The sequence below is a fragment of the Rummeliibacillus sp. POC4 genome (assembly GCF_003576525.1).
Taxonomy (GTDB): domain Bacteria; phylum Bacillota; class Bacilli; order Bacillales_A; family Planococcaceae; genus Rummeliibacillus.
Window position 1 is genome coordinate 13,841 of sequence record NZ_QWUA01000029.1, and the last position, 18,644, is coordinate 32,484.

Consider the following 18,644-nt stretch of genomic DNA (forward strand, 5'->3'; position numbering starts at 1 on the left):
TCCTCCCATCATCCATTGCAATTTATAAAAATAGGGTACCTAGAAAAAGTAGTTTTCCCTAGGTACCCTTGTTTTAATCTATAAATTAATGAGTGAATGCTTGCAGTACACGTTCTAATTCCATACCACGTGAACCTTTTAATAAGATAATTGAATTTTCACCCGCATTTTGGCGTATTTTTTCGATAATTCTATCATAACTATCATCTGTCCAAAGTAAATTTTCATCCGCCACTTTACCTTGTAGTTGATCATATAACCATTTCATACGAGGACCGTATAAGCATACTTGATGAATATTAGATGGATCAATCGCATCAGCTAAATCTTCATGGAATTGTCGCTCTAATTCACCCAATTCCAACATATCACCAAGAACCACCCATTTGTCTGGTCGCAAATTAGTTGATTGTATGAATTGTAAAGCAGCTCTAACAGAAGTTGGCGCAGCATTATATGCATCATTTACAAATAAAATACCTTGATCACCGTTCACTAATTGCATACGCATATTAGTAAGCGATACATTTTTTAAAGCTTCACGAATTTGTTCATCTGTTAAACCAATTTCATGGGCTATTAAAATGGCGATTAATGTATTTTTCACTTGATGGCGTCCAAGTACTGGGATAAAGAACTCTCCATTAATGGTACCTTCAACATTGAAAGAACTACCGCTTTCAGTAGATTCAATATGCGATGCCTTTAAGTCATCTGATGATTCTAAACCAAATGATATCGCATTTAAATTTGAAGCATTTTTGACTAGAGGTCTTAATAACGGTTCATCCCCATCATAGAAAAACTTGCCATCAGGTTGTAGTCCTTGAATAATTTCAAATTTAGCTTTTGCAATTCCCTCACGTGAACCAAGTGCTAACATATGGGCTTCACCAATATTAGTAATAACTGCATATTTTGGTTTTGCCATTTTTGTTAAAAATTCAATTTGGCCAAAACCATCCATACCCATTTCTAAAATGGCAAATTCAGTATCTTCATCCAAAGATAAAATAGTCAGCGGTAAACCTAGTTGGTTATTATAATTACCTTCTGTTTTTTGAACTTTAAAGTATGGAGAAAGTGTTCCAGCGATTAAGTCTTTAGTTGATGTTTTACCATTTGACCCAGTAACACCGATAAATGTCGCTTGATGTTCTGCTCGATATGCATGTGCCATTTCTTGTAATGCCTTCTCAGAATCATCCACAAAAATTAACGGTACGTCCTTAGGTGGATTAGGCTCATCTTTTTGCCAAAGCGAAGCTGCTGCTCCATTTTCAAATGCCTGTTTAACATACTTATGGCCATTTGTTTTTTCACCATGGAATGGGATAAATAAATCACCCTTTTGTAATGTACGTGTGTTAATAGAAACACCTGTCACGATAATATCTTCTCGGATATCTTGATCACTTTTTAACCATTTGGCAATTTGTTGTAATGTCTTTTTCACAATAGATCACACTCAATCTCTCTTATTGGTATTGAAGTTGTTGTTTTTCTGCATGGCGTTCAATCGCTAATGTAATAAGTTCTTCGATTAAATCACCATAAGCTAAACCTGTATTTTGCCATAAGATTGGATACATACTTACAGGAGTAAAACCTGGCATTGTATTTACTTCATTGATATATACTTCATCTTCTGCTGTTACAAAGAAGTCTGAACGTACAAGACCTGAACAATCTAAAATTTTAAACGCACGGATAGCCATATCAGACATTTTTTCGATTACTTTTTCTGTTACAGGCGCAGGAATCAACAAATCTGTTTTATCATCATTATATTTTGAATCATAATCGTAGAAATCTGTTACAGGTTTAATCTCCCCCGGTACAGAAACTTTAGGTTCATCATTACCAAGAACGCCCATTTCAACTTCACGTGCAATAATACCTGTTTCAACGACAATTTTACGGTCATATTTTAAAGCAAGTTCAACTGCTTTTATAAGTTCTTCATGATTTGTTGCTTTACTAATACCAACACTTGATCCTAAGTTTGCTGGTTTAACAAACATTGGCCAAGTTAAGTTTTCTTCCATTTTAGCGATCAAAGCATCTTGATTCTTTTTCCACTCACTACGGATGAAATATACGTAAGGAACTTGGTTTAACCCTGCAATTTCAAATAATTGTTTCATCACAACTTTATCCATACCAGCAGCTGATGCTAAAACGCCATTTCCTACATAAGGTAAGTTCAATGCTTCAAGTAATCCTTGAACTGTTCCATCTTCACCGTTAGTACCGTGTAACAAAGGGAAAATGACATCGAATGGTTTTTCATTTTCTTCTAATAAGAAACTTGATATATCATTTGGCTTTGATACTTTAACATCTTTGCCAAATTGTAATTCTTCAATGCTTTCTACGGGTACTGAAAGTTGCTCTCCTCTTCTCCATTCACCTTCACGTGTGATGAAAATTGGGAAAACATCATATTTATCAAAGTGTAATGCTTGTATAACGGCCTTTGCAGTTGATAAAGAGACATCGTGTTCTGCTGATTTACCGCCGTATAATAAGCCTAATTTTTTCTTCATGGGTTTAAATTCCTCCAGATTTTTTCTATTCATAGTTTAGCATGAACCATAATGATTCATGAAGTGATTACTGTCTAAACATAGATCACTTATTTACATGATTATCGAGTAAATGCACTTAATTTTCTTTTTTAAAAAGTAGCGCTCTGCATATTGCAACAGACCGTCTTTTTTGCAGAATCCATATTCTAATAATAGATAGGACAATTAACATAGTCACGTTCTAAATATCCTTACTTGTTGACAGAACTCTGAGTTATAAATAGATACTTAAAAAAATAACATTTCTATAATAGCACTCTGAAAAAATATTGCATCAAAAATAAAAAGATTCCTACTTATCATATGTAGGAATCTTTAATATGTTATAAATAAAAACCATTATTAGGAAGATATAAATAAGAGCTGTTATTTATGGATTTCTAAGATCTTATCAGGTTTTTGCTTCAATATACTATTCAAATCGTCCCATATTTCATCTGGAAAATAGTCATCTGAGATATTACGTAATTCCATAACATACGCAATCTTCGGTTTTTCTATTTTATATATAGAAAATAATACACCATCTTTTACATCCTCGTGAAAATTCCGAATCATTTCTTCTGTAAAGAAAGGAACTAGATTGCTTACCTTTCTTCTCCAAAAAGTTGTAGGGCGTTCTTTCTCTTGTATAACCCCATTAAATACTTGTGTTATTAATTTTAGGACATCTTTTAAATCGCGAAAATATATTTTTGAAATTTTTTCTTCTTCGCTCGATAAATAGACATACTTATTTTGTAATTGATGATAGAACGGTGAGCGAAGCGGCTCTTTTTTATGTCCAATATAGAGCAATTCAGCTTGTTCTTGTGGTGTTAACAAATTTAACTTCAGTTCATCTGAAAAATCAATCCAACATAAGTCTTTCTTTGAATCCATAGCCTTTTTGACGAACTTTGCAATCCCCTTATCCTCTACGAACTCTAACCGTGTATGCATGTTAAATGAACCGTCTTCGTATTCATTCTTTAGAAGCAAAATATTTTGAAGCGGACCGACTGCAGAGACAAATTCACGGAAAGTTAAACCACTAAAAATAACAAATTGGTTTAATTCGTTCATATGTACATATAAGTGATGTAAAAAGTCGTCAGCATCTCGCATTTTTTTTGCCAAGTCGATCACCTCATTTCCATTCTTATTATAAGATGTAAATGCAAAATTTGAAACATTTGTGATTCGATTTCGTCACAACTTTGTACAAGAGCATGGTACAATAATATAGGCTATAATAATTGAGAGGTTGAGGCTCCTTATTCCGGATCAAAAACACAAGATTTCCGACCTAGGAATTGAAGGGTCCGAGAGGCTTAGACAACCTTATGTTAAATCTACTAGATTAGGTGACTACTATGAATTCAAAGAGAACTTTTTCCGATCGTTTCGACTGGACGCTCGCTTTTATAATGATGCTATTTTGCATCGTCAGTGTACTTGCTATTGCATCTGCACAAACTTCAGGACAGTACGGTATTAATTTTGTACCAAAACAACTCTTTTGGTATTTTGTAGGTGCATGTATCGTTGCTGTTATGATGTATTTTGAACCAGACCAATATAAAAAAATGGCGTGGTATTTATATGGATTAGGGATATTCATCCTGATTATTTTAATGGTTTCTCCAGGTGGTGTTGGACAAATTGCTGAACCAAGAAATGGTGCCAAGAGTTGGTTCCACTTAGGGTTTGCCGATATTCAACCATCTGAGTTTATGAAGACATTCTTTATACTTGCACTTGCACGAACTGTAAGTAAACACCATGAAAGTAACCCAATCAAATCTTTAAAAACAGATTTTAAGCTTTTGGGAAAGATCCTTTTAGTATTAATGGTTCCATTGGCATTCATTATGAAGCAACCTGACCTTGGTACATCATTAGTTTTCCTTGCTATTACAGCAGCTGTTATAATCGTTGCTGGTATATCTTGGAAGATTATTTTACCAGTTGTGATAAGTGCCGTAACATTAGGCGGCTCTTTACTATGGATGGCATTATATATGCAAGATTTTTTAACTGAGAAACTTGGTTTTAAAGCATATCAATTTGCCCGTATCTATTCTTGGTTAGATCCTTACTCTTATTCATCAGGAGATGGATATCATCTAATTTCTTCTTTAAACGCTATAGGATCTGGTGAAATATTTGGGAAAGGTTTTAAACACCGTGAAGTATATGTTCCTGAAAATCATACAGACTTTATCTTTAGTGTAGTCGGTGAAGAATACGGGTTTATCGGAGCAAGTATTGTTATTTGTTTGTTCTTCTTCTTAATTTTCCATTTAACAAAACTTACTTTACAAATGAAAGATCCCTTCTGCACATATGTTTGCGCAGGGATTATTGCGATGGTAACTTTCCATGTTTTTGAAAACATCGGTATGACAACTCAAGTTCTACCAATCACAGGTATTCCTTTACCATTTATAAGTTATGGCGGTAGTTCAATGATGGGGAATGCACTGGCATTAGGATTAGTATTTAGTATGAAATTCCATCATCAAACTTATATGTTCGGAAATCATGACGATGATGATTTTTAAAGTTTAAAATCCCTCTATATATTGCTTTTATAAAAAACAGCCTAAGAGAATGTATTTTACCTCTCTTAAGCTGTTTTTTTATTTGCTTTGCATAAATAAAAAACTTCGGCTATGCAATACCGAAGTCAATTAATTTTTAGAGTTAGTTTTGAGTTTGTGGAGATGATTTTGGTGGTGCTAATGCTTTTAGTAATTCTAAGCGTGACTTTGTAGTCGTTGCCTTAACGCCAAGTTTTGATAAATTCGCAATTATTTTTGTTACATCTACATTTCTTGACATGCCTTCCACCTCTTCTATTTCTTATATTTTATATGACGTAGCTCCTATGCAAAAGTTGCTACTACTAATTTATAATAACCAATTAAATTACCTTCTATACATTTCTATCATAACATTTTTTATCTCAATAAATAATTTCAATATTGTTACATAATTAACATAGATACTTATCATAATATATTCAATACGTCCATGCAATCATCCTTTTGACTGATTGTCACTTCTTTACAAATAGTTCAGTTTCTATTCATTTACATACCCCTATTAGGTATGCTATCGTATAGCTAAATAGGAGGCGAATACGTTTGGTAGAAGAATGCACAAATCATTCTTGTCGTAAAAGTCATCATCCAGATTCAGTAAAAAAGGATTTAACTACTCGTTTAAATCGAATTGAGGGTCAGATTCGCGGTATAAAAGGAATGGTTGAAAAAGACGTCTATTGCGATGATATTATTACTCAACTTTCCGCTACACAATCTGCTTTAAATAGTGTTGCCAAAGTATTACTCGATGGACATCTAAAAGGTTGCGTTAAAGAGCGTTTAGCTGATGGTGATGAAACCGTATTAGATGAACTAGTTACAACCTTCCAAAAACTAATGAGAAAATAAGGAGTGTTTTTATCATGACAGAAAAAATCCAACTAAATGTAGAAGGCATGTCTTGTGGACATTGCGTAAAAGCTGTAGAGAATGGCGTTGGAAGTTTAAATGGCGTACAAAATGTAAGCGTAAACTTAGAAAAAGGCCTAGTAGATGTAGATTATGACAATTCAAAAGTCACAACTGAAAATATTAAAGAAGCAATTGAAGAAGAAGGATATATTGTTAAATAAGATTCGAATAACTGCATTTTTTGCAGTTATTTTTAACATGTTTCTATACCCTATATAGGTATATAAAAGGAGCGTTTTCGATGGCAACATCAAATACTACAAACAAAGAAGTGACACTTGATATACAAGGGATGACCTGCGCAGCTTGTTCTGCTCGTATTGAACGTGGACTCAATAAGTTAGAAGGTGTAGAACTAGCAACCGTTAACTTAGCACTTGAAACTGGTCATATATCCTATGACAGTAAACAATTAAATGAAGAAGCATTAATCGCCAAAATACAAAAACTCGGCTATGATGCTGTTATTCATAAAGACGATCAAGAACAGGACCATCGTGAAGTGGAGATTGTACGAAAAACACGTGTTTTTATCATCTCGGCAATATTTTCACTTCCTCTTCTGTGGACCATGTTCGCACATTTTTCATTTACAAAAGGCATTTATGTTCCTGAATTTCTGATGAACCCTTATGTTCAATGGGCTCTTGCTTCAGTCGTTCAATTTGGAATCGGATGGCAATTTTACAAAGGTGCTTATTATGCACTTCGAAATAAAAGTGCCAATATGGATGTACTTGTAGCATTAGGTACATCTGCTGCATACTTCTACAGTGTTTATATTGTACTTCAAAATCGAGAGCATATTGGTATGCATAATTTAGATTTATATTTTGAAACAAGTGCAATTTTAATTACATTAATCTTACTGGGTAAATTATTTGAGGCACGTGCAAAAGGCCATTCATCTGATGCAATAAAGAAACTCATTCAATTACAACCGAAGACTGCATTTGTAGAACGCAATGGTAAACCATTAGAAGTACCTATTCGAGAAGTTAAATTAGGAGATATACTAGTCATCAAACCAGGATCATCTATTCCAGTTGATGCAATTGTAGTTTCTGGGGATTCTGCAGTGAATGAATCAATGTTGACTGGTGAAAGTTTACCTGTTGATAAATCTAGCGGTGACACAGTGTATGCAGCTACTATAAATGAAAACGGAACATTAAGAGTGCAAGCAACTAAAGTGGGTCATGATACAGTTCTTTCAAACATTATACGAGTAGTGGAAGAAGCTCAAGGTTCAAAAGCGCCTATTCAACGATTAGCGGATCAAATTTCAGCAATCTTCGTACCAGTTGTTGTTACGATAGCTGTAATCACATTTTTCGCTAGCTATTTCTTTTTCACAGAGGGCGATTTTACACAGTCTCTTGAACGAATGATAGCTGTACTAGTAATAGCATGTCCATGCGCTCTCGGTCTTGCAACACCAACATCCATTATGGCTGGTTCTGGTCGTGCTGCTGAAAATGGAGTACTCTTTAAAACTGCCGAAGCTCTTGAACATACAAATACGATAGACACGATTGTTTTTGATAAAACCGGAACCATCACAAAAGGGACACCAGTTGTGACAAATTTTTTAGTACTCAATCAATTTGAAAAAGAAGCCATAATTCCTCTTATAGCAGCAGCTGAAAAAAATTCTGAACATCCTATTGCAACAGCCATAACAACATACGCTGAAGACTTTAGTGAATTACCAATAGTTCAATCATTTAAGGCTATTCCCGGACAAGGAATTGAAGCAACTGTCGAAGATAAGCAAATTGTGATTGGAACGCGAAAATTATTCAATCATCATCATTTTAAGATTAACTGTAACAGTCATTTTGAAGACGAAGGCAAGACAGTTATGTATGTAGCGATTGACAAACAACATGTCGCAACAATTGCTGTAGCAGATGCAGTGAAAGAAACTTCAAAAGAGGCTATTTCTAAATTGAAAGAAATGGGAATTGAAACGATTATGCTTACAGGTGACCAGGCCAAGACAGCTACTACTATCGCAAATGTTGTCGGTATTAGTCATGTCATTGCAGGTGTTTTACCTACAGAAAAAGCTGCAGAAATTGAAAGACTTTTAAAAGAAAACCGCCATGTTGCAATGGTTGGAGATGGATTAAATGATGCACCTGCACTTGCAAAGGCTGATATTGGGATAGCTATGGGTACAGGTACCGACGTAGCCATTGAAGCAGCCGATATTACGATTATGAAAGGCGATTTATTAAAAGTAGTTGATGCTGTGAGGATTAGTCACTTAACTGTTCGTAATATTAAACAAAACCTGTTTTGGGCACTTGCTTACAACTCAGTCGGCATTCCAATAGCTGCCTCTGGCTTGCTCGCACCATGGCTCGCTGGTGCCGCAATGGCATTTAGCTCCGTATCCGTTGTATTAAATGCTCTTCGGTTACAGAAAGTAAAAATATAACAAAAAGGAACGCTATGATGCGTTCCTTTTTGCTAGTCAATGTAGATATATTTTCTTTGCTTTTTAGTTAAAATCTAAACCTATTTAATAATGCCGTGTAATTCTTTTAGTTCAAATAAACGGTCTCCACCGCGCAAAGCGTAGCTAAATTCAATAGTTGTTTCTTGTTTTGTACCGTTTAATGTACTTTTTGCTTTAAAAACTTCCATATTAACAGATTCAACTTCAACATCTGTATGTCCAAGTGATTGTAATACGGTTTTTACCTTAAATGTACGCGCAGGTACCAAATCAATAAGTAAAGGAATATCTAAATCAAGAATGGATTTTGTACCTTCGTTATTTGTAATAGTAGCAATTGCTGTGATTTCCATCGTTATGAAATCCTCCTTTATTTGAATCAACTTAATTATAGCACTACAAAAAACAAACTTTAAAAAGCCTCAATATTGAGTAAATTGTGATATCAAAATAGCAAAACAATAGCATTATCGAGCCCCTTTTTTACTATACCAATTGAATAAGCATTCCAATCATAGACTCTAACCTAGTATGATTTTAACTATTATGAGCTATAAAACTTTTCAGTATACATACTTTCTTTAAACTTAATATTTGCCAAAAATAAAGTTTTAGCATTAAACTATCTTACGTTCTATACTGCTTGCACTTACTTACAGTGTATTGGCAAGCTTACCTTTTCAAGAATATTTTTGCAAAATCCGTCTTGAATTAGGGTAGAATGAATTAGATTACATTTGTATATAGAAAGCAGGGTTATTATGAAAAAATCTATTATCTTGCTAATGTCAGTGCAATTTTTTGTATACTTAGGATTCGGCTTAATCATCCCTATTTTACCTGAGGTAATTGTACAACAAGATTTTGCGAAAATGCACGTTGGTGGTTTATTGACCATCTACTCTTTGGCAAGTTTTTTCACTGCTCCTTTCTGGGGTATGTTAAGTGATAAAATGGGTAGAAAAAAATTGATCTTAATTGGGTTACTTGGATTCTGTGCTAGCTTCTTATTGATCTCATTGTTTATGAAATCATTGACTATGCTATATATTTCCCGAATTATTGGAGGATTATTCTCCGGAGCTTTATATACAGCAGTTACAGGATTTATAGGAGATATGTCTACTGAAGAAAATCGCAATAAGTATATGGGCTTTATGGGAATGTCCATTGGATTAGGCTTTATCTTCGGACCAGCTTTAGGAGGTTTGCTAGGGAAAATTAGCTTAAGTACACCATTTACTGTTTCAGGAATATTGACTTTCCTTTTATTCATTTATGCAAGTATTGTTTTAAAAGAGCCAGAACGTCATACTGAAACAGCAAAAAGAGAAATCATCCCAAAAGGGACTTCTACATTGTTTAAGTACCGTGTTCGTTACTTATTTATCTTCTCCTTTATGGTGACATTCTTACTTGCTGGAGTCGAATCTACACTGCAATTATTCCAAATGGAAAAAATCAATATTACAGCTGCTCAATTAGGTTCTCTCTTCCTATTTAGTGGATTTGTAGATTTCATGGTTCAAGGTGGTCTTGTTCGTCATATCAAGGATGGCTCAGAATCTAAATGGTTGATCGGAGCTCAAGTTGTAACTGCTATAGGTTTACTTATGTTTCCTTTCACAAAAAGTTTATGGTTTGCTGGGCTTGCCCTTTGTGTATTTACCGCAGGAAATGCATTAGCACGTACATTAAATACTTCTCTTTCTTCTAAAGAATCTGGTGGAAAGTATGGTACTGCTGCTGGTCTTTCTTATTCAATGGATAATATAGGACGTATTCTAGGGCCACTATTCTTTACTTGGATTTTAACAAAGCAACCAAATACCGTATATGAAATTTCAGGCATACTTGCATTGTTGAGTATCTTCATCATTCTTACTTTCAAAGCAAGTAAAAAAACATTACGCCTTCAAGAAAAGGCGTAATGTCTTATGCAAGTTCAGCATTCTTTACGAGTGCTGAACTTTTTCTTTAAGTTTAATGTTGTTTTCTTTTAAATCAGGATATACTTGTTTAATAATTGATGGGCGCATCATGTAGAAAGTAATGATCAATAAGGCAATACAGGATCCTAGTAAAACCCATTGAGAATCTACACGATCAAATAATAACCCGAAAATTATTGTTCCTAGTGGCATCATCCCCATAGACATTGCCTCTAAAATACCAAAAACGCGTCCTCTATATTCTTCTTCTACTTCTGTTTGTAACATAACGCCTATTGGTGTGTTTGTAAAAACACCAAAAACTGAAAAACTAAAGAAAATGAAAATAAAGTAGATAACATTCACAAGATAAGCAAGATCTGTCCATAAAGGAATTGATGTTAATCCTACAGTAGCTGCCATCAAAATAATAAATCGTTTTGATTGCAACAAAGGATATTTTGACTGTTTCCTTGTAGAAAGAAAAATAGAAGCTAGTAACATACCGACTGCACCAGCTGATTCAATAATGCCAATATGTTGTGATTTAATCTTCAAGGCTTCCACAAGAATATACGTGCCTCCTACGTTTATGACACTAAAAAAGAAATTGATCCATAATGCCACCCAAAGAATAGTAGCAACAGCTTTTTTAGTTTTTGCATATAAGAATCCTTCTTTTATACTTTTAAGCATCCCCATACTTTCTTGCTCTTCTATTTGTTTCTTACTATACAATTTAAAATCCATTGTAGATTCTAATATAAATGCAAGCATATAAGCGACCATATGCACGATCAAAAATACTTCAATTGACGCAAATCCATAAAGCATTCCTCCAATTGCAGGTCCACCAATGGCTGCAATAGACATCGACATTTGATTGAATGATGTAGCTTTCTGAATACGTTCTTTATCAACTAAACAAGCTATTGAAGATGAAAAAGTAACACTATTAAAAGTCGATGTGATGGAATACAAAGCTGTTACGATATAGATAGATATAACGGTAATCCCTGAAGTATAGCCATAAATTAATAAACCGCCCATTAATAAAATGGTACATCCTTGAGAAAGCAAAATAATCAATTTCTTCGAATAACGATCTGCAAGTAATCCTGCAAAGGACGATAAAATCACCCTTGGCAATATGGAGCAAATCATCCCCGTAGCAAAGCTTGTCGCAGATCCCGTCATTTTTAAAATGTATAGACTAATACCAAAAGCTAAAACTTGAGCACCTAAAATTGAAATAATTTTGCTAATTGTAAAAGTCCATAAATGATAACTAGCCTTTTTTAATTTGAGTGTTTCATTCATTCTTCCCTCTCCCTTTGTTTAATAAAATTAAAAAGTTTAATTTAATTAAACAAACAATAACACACTTATTACTTTCTTCGCAAGCAAAAGTTTAATATAATTAAACAAAAGAAATGAGGTGTACCCATGGAATCACTCGGAAGTAGAATACGTACAATACGAAAACAAAAAAAGTTAACCTTGGCTACACTAGCTGGAGAACATATTACAAAAGGTATGTTAAGTCTGATTGAAAATGATAAAGCAAATCCTTCAATGGATACTTTACAATATTTAGCTGAACGTTTGCAGGTGGATGTCAGTTCATTATTAGAAGAAGTACCTATTACTGAATTACGTGAACTGTCAGAAAAAGTTAAGAAAATTTATGATAATAATGTGGAGTTTGAAGAAGCCCCTTACCAAGAAATAATCACTTTAATCGAACCCTATTTAGAAAAGCTTCCTGCTTGCTATGAATCAGGAAAATTATTGTTCTATTACACAGGTGCTCAGTCTCATTTAAAAATGAATAATTGGGAACCTACCTTGGAACGTGGTCTAAAGATGTTCAAAGAAATTAACATGATGAATGAATGGGTTAGATTCCAAATTTTACATTTTTCTATTTATTTTTATGAACATCAATATGAACAAGCACTGAATATTGCAATAGCGACCGAAGCTGAGGTTAAACGTGAACACTATATTATCGATACGATTACTACACTCGATTTACTATATATAATTGGGATTAGCTATTTAGCAATTAATGAGCAAAAAAAAGGTATGAACTACATTGAACAAGCATTACAACTTTCTAAAGAAAAAAGATTGTTTTATAAAATTGAAGACATATTTCGAGTTGCTTGTTTTCAAGCGATGATCGACAATGATGACGCAGCAAGAGAATATTATATAAAAAAAATAGAACAATATGCAGCCTTTACAGAAGATAAGTTATCCTTTCTTTATACAATTATTATTCAATTACATTATTATAATTCTTTTACCCATGATTATGAAAAAGCACTTGAATACCTTGGACATGATAGGGAAATCGAGGATACAAATGAGGATCTTGCTTTATTCTATTGTTTTGAAAAAGGAAAAACATTGTATCACTTAGGACAGTTCGATGAAGCGTTGGTAACCTTCGAAAAGCTAAAAGAGATTCCCAACTCTATACATCATCCTTACGATTTATCGATGTTAGCGGAGAAATATTCTTATAAATCTCTTTGCTACGAACAAAAAGGACAATTATCTAAAGCATTAGAAGAAGCTAAAAAAGCTGTTGATATTGTAGACCCCTTGATAGATACGCCTTATAAACAATTTATAAATAAAACATACGCTTCTCTTTGTAAAAAAGTTGATCAATTGTAACATAAAAACCCCATTCCTTTTCGCCTATAGGAACGGGGTTTTAAATTTATGATAAAGCCAAAATTTAAATAAATTTAAACCTCAGCTAAATCTTGAGCTTCTTTAGAGTTATAGACATCCTTGTCTAATTCTCCAGTAATACGAGCAGTTGTAACACCTGCTACCATTGAGTCATTAACATTCAACGCTGTTCGTCCCATATCGATTAATGGTTCTACAGAGATTAGAACACCAGCTAAAGCAACTGGTAGATTCATAGTTGAAAGCACAATAATTGCCGCAAAAGTGGCACCACCTCCAACGCCTGCAACACCAAATGAACTGATCGCAACCACAAGTATTAAAGTGGCAATAAACCCTGGATCAAATGGATTTATATCTACACTAGGTGCAATCATAATGGCTAACATTGCTGGATAAACACCCGCACAGCCATTTTGACCAATGGATACACCAAACGATCCTGCGAAGTTTGCAATACCTTCAGATACACCTAATCTTTTAGTTTGTGTTTGTATATTAAGTGGCAATGTACCAGCACTTGAACGTGAAGTAAATGCAAATAGTAAAGTCGGAGATACTTTTTTAATATATGTGATTGGACTCATCCCTGTTAAAGCAACAATAATCAGATGAACTACAAACATAACAGCCAAAGCAACATATGAAGCTATTACAAATTTGCCCATATTATAAATAGCACCAAAATCTGATGTTGCTATCGTTGATGTCATAATAGCTAAAATTCCGAATGGTGTTAAACGTAAAACAATTTTAACAATCTGCATGATAAGTGCATAAATTGCATCGATCCCGGTTTTGATCAAAGCTGCTGTTTTTTCGTCCTTACGTTTTACGGCTAAATAACCTAATCCTAAAAACGCTGCAAAAATAACAACTGCGATTGTTGAGGATGAACGAGCACCTGTTAAATCTAAAAACGGATTAGCTGGTAGTAAATCTAAAATTTGTTGTGGCATAGTTTTATCGCCTATATCATTTGATTTTTGGACAATTTCTTCACCACGTGCTTGTTCTGCATCCCCTTGTACAAGTTGAGTTGCATCTAAGTTAAAACTTAATGCAGATGCAATACCGACAGATGCAGCAATGGCTGTAGTACCAACTAATATAAGTAAAATAAGACCTGCCATCTTACCAAAGTTTTTGCCAGCAACAACTTTAGTAAAAGCCGAAACAATGGATATCAAAACTAATGGCATTGCTACCATTTGTAAAAGTTTCACATATCCTGAACCTGCTATACTAAACCAATCTACTGATTTTAATACAACCTCTGATGTTGGCCCATATGTGAAATGCAGTATTAGCCCAAAGACAATCCCTAGCCCAAGACCTGTAAATACTCGCTTAGAAAAAGATACATGTTTTTTATGCATCACTATTAGTAAACTAATGAGAATCATTAGAATGATTACATTAAGCACAATTAAAAACGTATTCAATATAATTCCTCCTGATTAAGATTTTAATAAAAATACAATTCTTAGATTATACTAATAATTCCTATTGGTCAAGTAGGTTATTGAATCTATTTAAATCTAAAATGTTACATAGCCTTTGTCATCTACCCACTTGCTATTCCTTTCTTAAAATCTGTGATTTACGTTATACTTAGAGAAGATTATGGAAGAAGGTGATGAAATGGATACAACCAGTTTAACATCTTTAATCGTTTCCACTATTTTAATATCGAACATCTTTCTTGCTGCTATTATTATCTTTCTAGAAAGAAAAGAGCCTAGTTCAACGTGGGCTTGGATTCTTGTACTATTCTTTTTACCAGTTGTAGGATTTATATTGTACTTATTATTGGGGCGTCAATTACGGAAAAAGCATCTGTTTCGTTGGGAAGGCCGAAAAAAAATTGGTATAGATAAACTAATTGATTATCAAATGGAAGCCATTCGTAATGGTTCTTTTGAATATCGGCTTGATGATGCAGCACTTTATGAAGACATCATTTACATGCATTTAACAACAAATCACGCAGTCTTAACACAAGATAATGCTGTTCAAATTTATAGTGATGGTAAAGAAAAATTCAAAAAATTGCTAAAGGATATTGAAGCTGCTAAACATCATATTCATATTCAATACTATATCTTTAGGCTAGATAACTTAGGTACTCGTATTTATCAATTGCTGATAAAAAAGGCTAAACAAGGGGTAAAAGTTCGTCTCCTATTTGATGAGATGGGTTCCAGAGGAGTTCATAAAAACAACTTCAAAGAGCTAATTGAAGCGGGTGGAGAAGTTGAAGTTTTCTTTCCTTCGATCCTCCCCCTTATAAATCCTCGGATGAATTATCGTAATCACAGAAAACTTGTCATTATTGACGGACGTATTGGTTATATCGGTGGTTTCAATGTTGGTGACGAGTATCTTGGTCTAAAGAAAAAATTCGGCTATTGGCGAGATACACATTTGCGTATAGAGGGTAGCTCGGTTCATCCTATGCAAACAAGATTCTTGTTAGACTGGAACCAAGCTTCAGATTCGAAGGATATTCAGTACTCCGACCATTACTTCCCTACCATTGCTCGAAAAGGGGAAGTTGGAATACAAATCGTATCTAGTGGCCCCGATTCTGAATGGGAACAGATCAAAAATGGCTATGTAAAATTAATCGGTATGGCTAAAAAATATATTTATATCCAAACTCCATATTTTATTCCTGACGATAGTTTTATGGACGCTGTACGTATTGCTTGCTTATCCGGAATTGATGTGCGAATTATGATTCCAAATAAGCCTGACCATTTATTTGTGTATTGGGCAACTTATTCTTACGTGGGGCAATTAATTAAAGCAGGAGCAAAAATTTATATTTATGAAAATGGTTTTTTGCATACAAAAATGATTGTTATCGATGATGAAGCATCTACTGTTGGAACTGCGAATATTGACTTTAGAAGTTTTAAGCTTAATTTTGAAGTCAATGCTTTTATCTATCATCGCGAAACATCGCATCAACTTGCAGAACTATTTGAAGAAGATATGTTACTGTCAACAGAACTAACACCTGAATTATATAATAATCGTACTCGCATTATTAAAATGAAAGAATCTATCTCACGTTTATTATCACCAATTTTATAAGAAAAAGCCTATAGCATTACTAGCAAATAACTAGTTACTATAGGCTTTATTTTTTTATTTGTTAATACCCAAATATTCTTCTAGCGTTCCATCATTGTTATAAATTTCAGTAGCAATTTTTTTACCAACATAACGGAAATGCCATGATTCATACATATAGCCTGTCACATCATCCTTACCTTTTGGATAACGCATGATAAAGCCATATTTATGGGCATTTTTAGCAATCCACTTGCCTGCTGGTGTATTTGCAAATTTATTATCAGCATATGCTGCTGTATTTCCTACTTCACCTATGTCAAAAGCTAATCCAGTTTGGTGTTCAGAATATCCTGGACGAGCACTATAAGTATCAGCTGCCTTTTTTCCATCACGTTTTACATATGCTTCATACAATTCAACTTGGCGATCATAAGAACGGTATGTACTAAACGCATCAAATTTAAATCCCTCTAATAATGCTGCTGCATTCAACTCATCAAAAGCTTCTCGTGCATCTTTATTTTCACCTGGAGCAAAATTGGATGGTAATGGATATTGTTTACTTGCAACTAAAATTCCTTTTATATAAGTCGGCTTTTTCGGTAGTTTTTTACCTTCAATATAACCGCCTGCATCTACTTTTTGCTCTTTTTTTGTAATATCTGATGAATTTGTAGCTTTCTTATTTTCTGTTGTATCATGGCTAACAGCCTTCTGTTCTTCTTTGGTAGATTGTTTTGCTTGTTGTGTTTCCCCACAACCTGCAAGTAGACTCCCAGAAATAGCAATAATTGAAGCAATAGCTATCGGAAATCGGTAATACTTCCCTTTCCTCACCTTTTATACACCTCTATTTAACAAATAACCTTATCTCATATTCTACTAAGGTAGAACAGCTAGGAAAATCACATTGTTCAATTTATATTCTCTACTTTACAAAAATCAATATCAAACATCAACATGCTCGATATCGATTATGATCAAATAATTATCATAACGAGGATTGCTAAAGTAGCAACTCCAAAGAATAAGGCCATAGCCTTCATCCATTTTGCTTCTTTAGTAAAACCCTGTTTTTCCATATCCTTTGCACGAAATGTATTTGTAATTGCAAACATTAATGATATAAACAGAACCGCAAGATTAAAATTTTGTTTAATCACAAAAAATACGGCAAGTAAACTTGTAATAGTTACTAGTATGCCTGATACTAATTTTGCATTCATATTATCTCTCTCCTAATCATTTTATATAGGTTTTAATAACTGTTTTTTTAAGACATAATAATAAAAATCTATTTCAATAATAAAGTTAACGTAAAACTTCACTTATCACACTATTTTCTTAAAAAATAGATTTTTATATAAAAAACGGGGTGCATGAATCACCCCGTTTAAGTTTAACTTATTTTTTACTTTTTTTCTTTGCTGATTTTGCAGCTTGTTTCTCTGCTGGTGTTAACTTTCTTTTTTCTTCTGATCCATTTGAAACTTCTTTCGTTTCTTTTTCAGGGTGTACTGAATAGAATTTACGTCCTAGATATGTTTGGAATATCAAGATTGCACCGCTGACTGACCAGTAAAGTGGTAATGCTGCCATGCTAGAGAATGAGATGAACATAATCATAATTGGAGAAATGTACATCATCATTTTCATTTGAGATTTTTGTTGTTCTGGAACTGTCCATAACGATACTTGTGCTTGGATAAAGTAAACTACCCCCGCGATAATCGTCATAACTATATCCGGTTTACCAAGCTCAAACCATAAGAATGGGTGCGCTTGTACTTCACCAGAATATAGGATTGCATAATATAGTCCCATAATTATTGGCATTTGAATAATAACAGGCAAACATCCCATGTTCATAGGATTAACGTTATATTTTTTATATAAGCCCATCATTTCTTGTTGTAATGCCATTTGCTCTTCTTTTGTTTTCGCTGCTTTTAATTTCTTTTGTATTTCGTCCATTTCTGGCTTTAATTTATCCATTTTGTCCTTCATGCCTTGCTGATTCTTGTAGTTTTTAAGCATGAAAGGCATTAAGACTAATCGAATAATAACGGTAATGAGAATAATAGCAGGTCCATAACTACCGCCAAATACATTATTACCGAAGAAATCTAGCAGGAATTCCATTGGTTTTACAAATGTACTATAAAAAAAGCCTTCTTGGTTTTTGACTGAATCACATCCAGCTAACACGAATGGCGCTAAACCAAGCATTGAGATTAACCAAAGTTTTTTCTTCAATATTTTCACCTACAATTTCTCAAGCTATAGTGAAGTATACATTATATAGAGGATACTAATCAAATCAAAGTAATGCACGAAAAATAATATATGTAATTTTTAA

Annotated in this window: 16 protein-coding genes and 1 pseudogene; 7 read left to right on the plus strand and 10 right to left on the minus strand. The window is 33.8% G+C overall.

Annotation, left to right across the window (positions count from 1 at the left end; all coding sequences use genetic code 11):
- Window positions 1-85: 85 nt before the first annotated feature.
- The 3 genes from D1606_RS10575 to D1606_RS10585 form a co-directional block, all read right to left on the minus strand.
- Window positions 86-1,456 (minus strand): UDP-N-acetylmuramoyl-tripeptide--D-alanyl-D-alanine ligase, encoded by a 1,371-nt coding sequence (locus D1606_RS10575; RefSeq protein WP_119415978.1) that lies wholly within the window; start codon window positions 1,454-1,456, stop codon window positions 86-88.
- Window positions 1,457-1,478: 22 nt separating this feature from the next.
- Window positions 1,479-2,549 (minus strand): D-alanine--D-alanine ligase, encoded by a 1,071-nt coding sequence (locus D1606_RS10580; RefSeq protein ID WP_119415979.1) that lies wholly within the window; start codon window positions 2,547-2,549, stop codon window positions 1,479-1,481.
- 408 nt (window positions 2,550-2,957) lie between these two features.
- Window positions 2,958-3,719 (minus strand): hypothetical protein, encoded by a 762-nt coding sequence (locus D1606_RS10585; protein WP_369973796.1) that lies wholly within the window; start codon window positions 3,717-3,719, stop codon window positions 2,958-2,960.
- A gap of 227 nt (window positions 3,720-3,946) precedes the next feature.
- Between D1606_RS10585 and rodA the strand changes: the two genes are divergently transcribed.
- On the plus strand, window positions 3,947-5,137 hold the full coding sequence (gene rodA, locus D1606_RS10590; protein ID WP_119415981.1) for a rod shape-determining protein RodA: 1,191 nt from the start codon (window positions 3,947-3,949) through the stop codon (window positions 5,135-5,137).
- Between the two features lie 142 nt (window positions 5,138-5,279).
- On the opposite strand, the gene D1606_RS18965 is transcribed toward rodA, so the two are convergent.
- Window positions 5,280-5,417, minus strand: a complete 138-nt coding sequence (locus D1606_RS18965; RefSeq protein WP_164489537.1) for an Lmo0850 family protein — start codon at window positions 5,415-5,417, stop codon at window positions 5,280-5,282.
- A 305-nt stretch (window positions 5,418-5,722) separates the two neighbouring features.
- On the opposite strand from D1606_RS18965, the gene D1606_RS10595 reads away from it, so the two are divergent.
- From D1606_RS10595 to D1606_RS10605, 3 genes and pseudogenes are all read left to right on the plus strand, one after another.
- Complete coding sequence (locus tag D1606_RS10595; RefSeq protein WP_233548077.1) at window positions 5,723-6,031, plus strand: metal-sensitive transcriptional regulator; 309 nt, start codon at window positions 5,723-5,725, stop codon at window positions 6,029-6,031.
- A 14-nt stretch (window positions 6,032-6,045) separates the two neighbouring features.
- Window positions 6,046-6,255 carry a copper chaperone CopZ gene (gene copZ, locus D1606_RS10600; protein ID WP_119415983.1) on the plus strand — a complete coding sequence of 70 codons (210 nt, stop codon included), beginning with the start codon at window positions 6,046-6,048 and terminating at the stop codon, window positions 6,253-6,255.
- A gap of 122 nt (window positions 6,256-6,377) precedes the next feature.
- Window positions 6,378-8,540: pseudogene (locus D1606_RS10605) on the plus strand (heavy metal translocating P-type ATPase); the annotation flags it as partial.
- 80 nt (window positions 8,541-8,620) lie between these two features.
- Here the strand turns inward: D1606_RS10605 and D1606_RS10610 are convergent.
- A complete protein-coding gene (locus D1606_RS10610; RefSeq protein ID WP_119415985.1) occupies window positions 8,621-8,914 on the minus strand; it encodes a hypothetical protein in 294 nt (97 codons plus the stop codon).
- 408 nt (window positions 8,915-9,322) lie between these two features.
- On the opposite strand from D1606_RS10610, the gene D1606_RS10615 reads away from it, so the two are divergent.
- Complete coding sequence (locus tag D1606_RS10615) at window positions 9,323-10,492, plus strand: MFS transporter (RefSeq protein WP_119415986.1); 1,170 nt, start codon at window positions 9,323-9,325, stop codon at window positions 10,490-10,492.
- Window positions 10,493-10,516: 24 nt separating this feature from the next.
- Here the strand turns inward: D1606_RS10615 and D1606_RS10620 are convergent, their stop codons facing one another.
- Window positions 10,517-11,812, minus strand: a complete 1,296-nt coding sequence (locus D1606_RS10620) for an MFS transporter (protein ID WP_119415987.1) — start codon at window positions 11,810-11,812, stop codon at window positions 10,517-10,519.
- Between the two features lie 126 nt (window positions 11,813-11,938).
- Between D1606_RS10620 and D1606_RS10625 the strand changes: the two genes are divergently transcribed.
- Window positions 11,939-13,180 (plus strand): helix-turn-helix domain-containing protein, encoded by a 1,242-nt coding sequence (locus D1606_RS10625; protein WP_119415988.1) that lies wholly within the window; start codon window positions 11,939-11,941, stop codon window positions 13,178-13,180.
- Window positions 13,181-13,254: 74 nt separating this feature from the next.
- Here D1606_RS10625 and D1606_RS10630 read toward each other — a convergent pair whose 3' ends face one another.
- Window positions 13,255-14,607, minus strand: coding sequence for an L-cystine transporter (locus tag D1606_RS10630; RefSeq protein WP_164489540.1), 1,353 nt, complete (start codon window positions 14,605-14,607; stop codon window positions 13,255-13,257).
- A 238-nt stretch (window positions 14,608-14,845) separates the two neighbouring features.
- Here D1606_RS10630 and cls point away from each other — a divergent pair, with 238 nt between their 5' ends.
- Window positions 14,846-16,303 (plus strand): cardiolipin synthase, encoded by a 1,458-nt coding sequence (cls, locus tag D1606_RS10635; RefSeq protein ID WP_119416011.1) that lies wholly within the window; start codon window positions 14,846-14,848, stop codon window positions 16,301-16,303.
- A gap of 54 nt (window positions 16,304-16,357) precedes the next feature.
- Here cls and D1606_RS10640 read toward each other — a convergent pair whose 3' ends face one another.
- The 3 genes from D1606_RS10640 to yidC form a co-directional block, all read right to left on the minus strand.
- Window positions 16,358-17,122 (minus strand): M15 family metallopeptidase, encoded by a 765-nt coding sequence (locus D1606_RS10640; protein ID WP_119415990.1) that lies wholly within the window; start codon window positions 17,120-17,122, stop codon window positions 16,358-16,360.
- Between the two features lie 143 nt (window positions 17,123-17,265).
- Complete coding sequence (locus D1606_RS10645) at window positions 17,266-17,511, minus strand: hypothetical protein (RefSeq protein WP_119415991.1); 246 nt, start codon at window positions 17,509-17,511, stop codon at window positions 17,266-17,268.
- A 178-nt stretch (window positions 17,512-17,689) separates the two neighbouring features.
- On the minus strand, window positions 17,690-18,541 hold the full coding sequence (yidC, locus tag D1606_RS10650) for a membrane protein insertase YidC (RefSeq protein WP_233548078.1): 852 nt from the start codon (window positions 18,539-18,541) through the stop codon (window positions 17,690-17,692).
- Window positions 18,542-18,644: the final 103 nt, after the last annotated feature.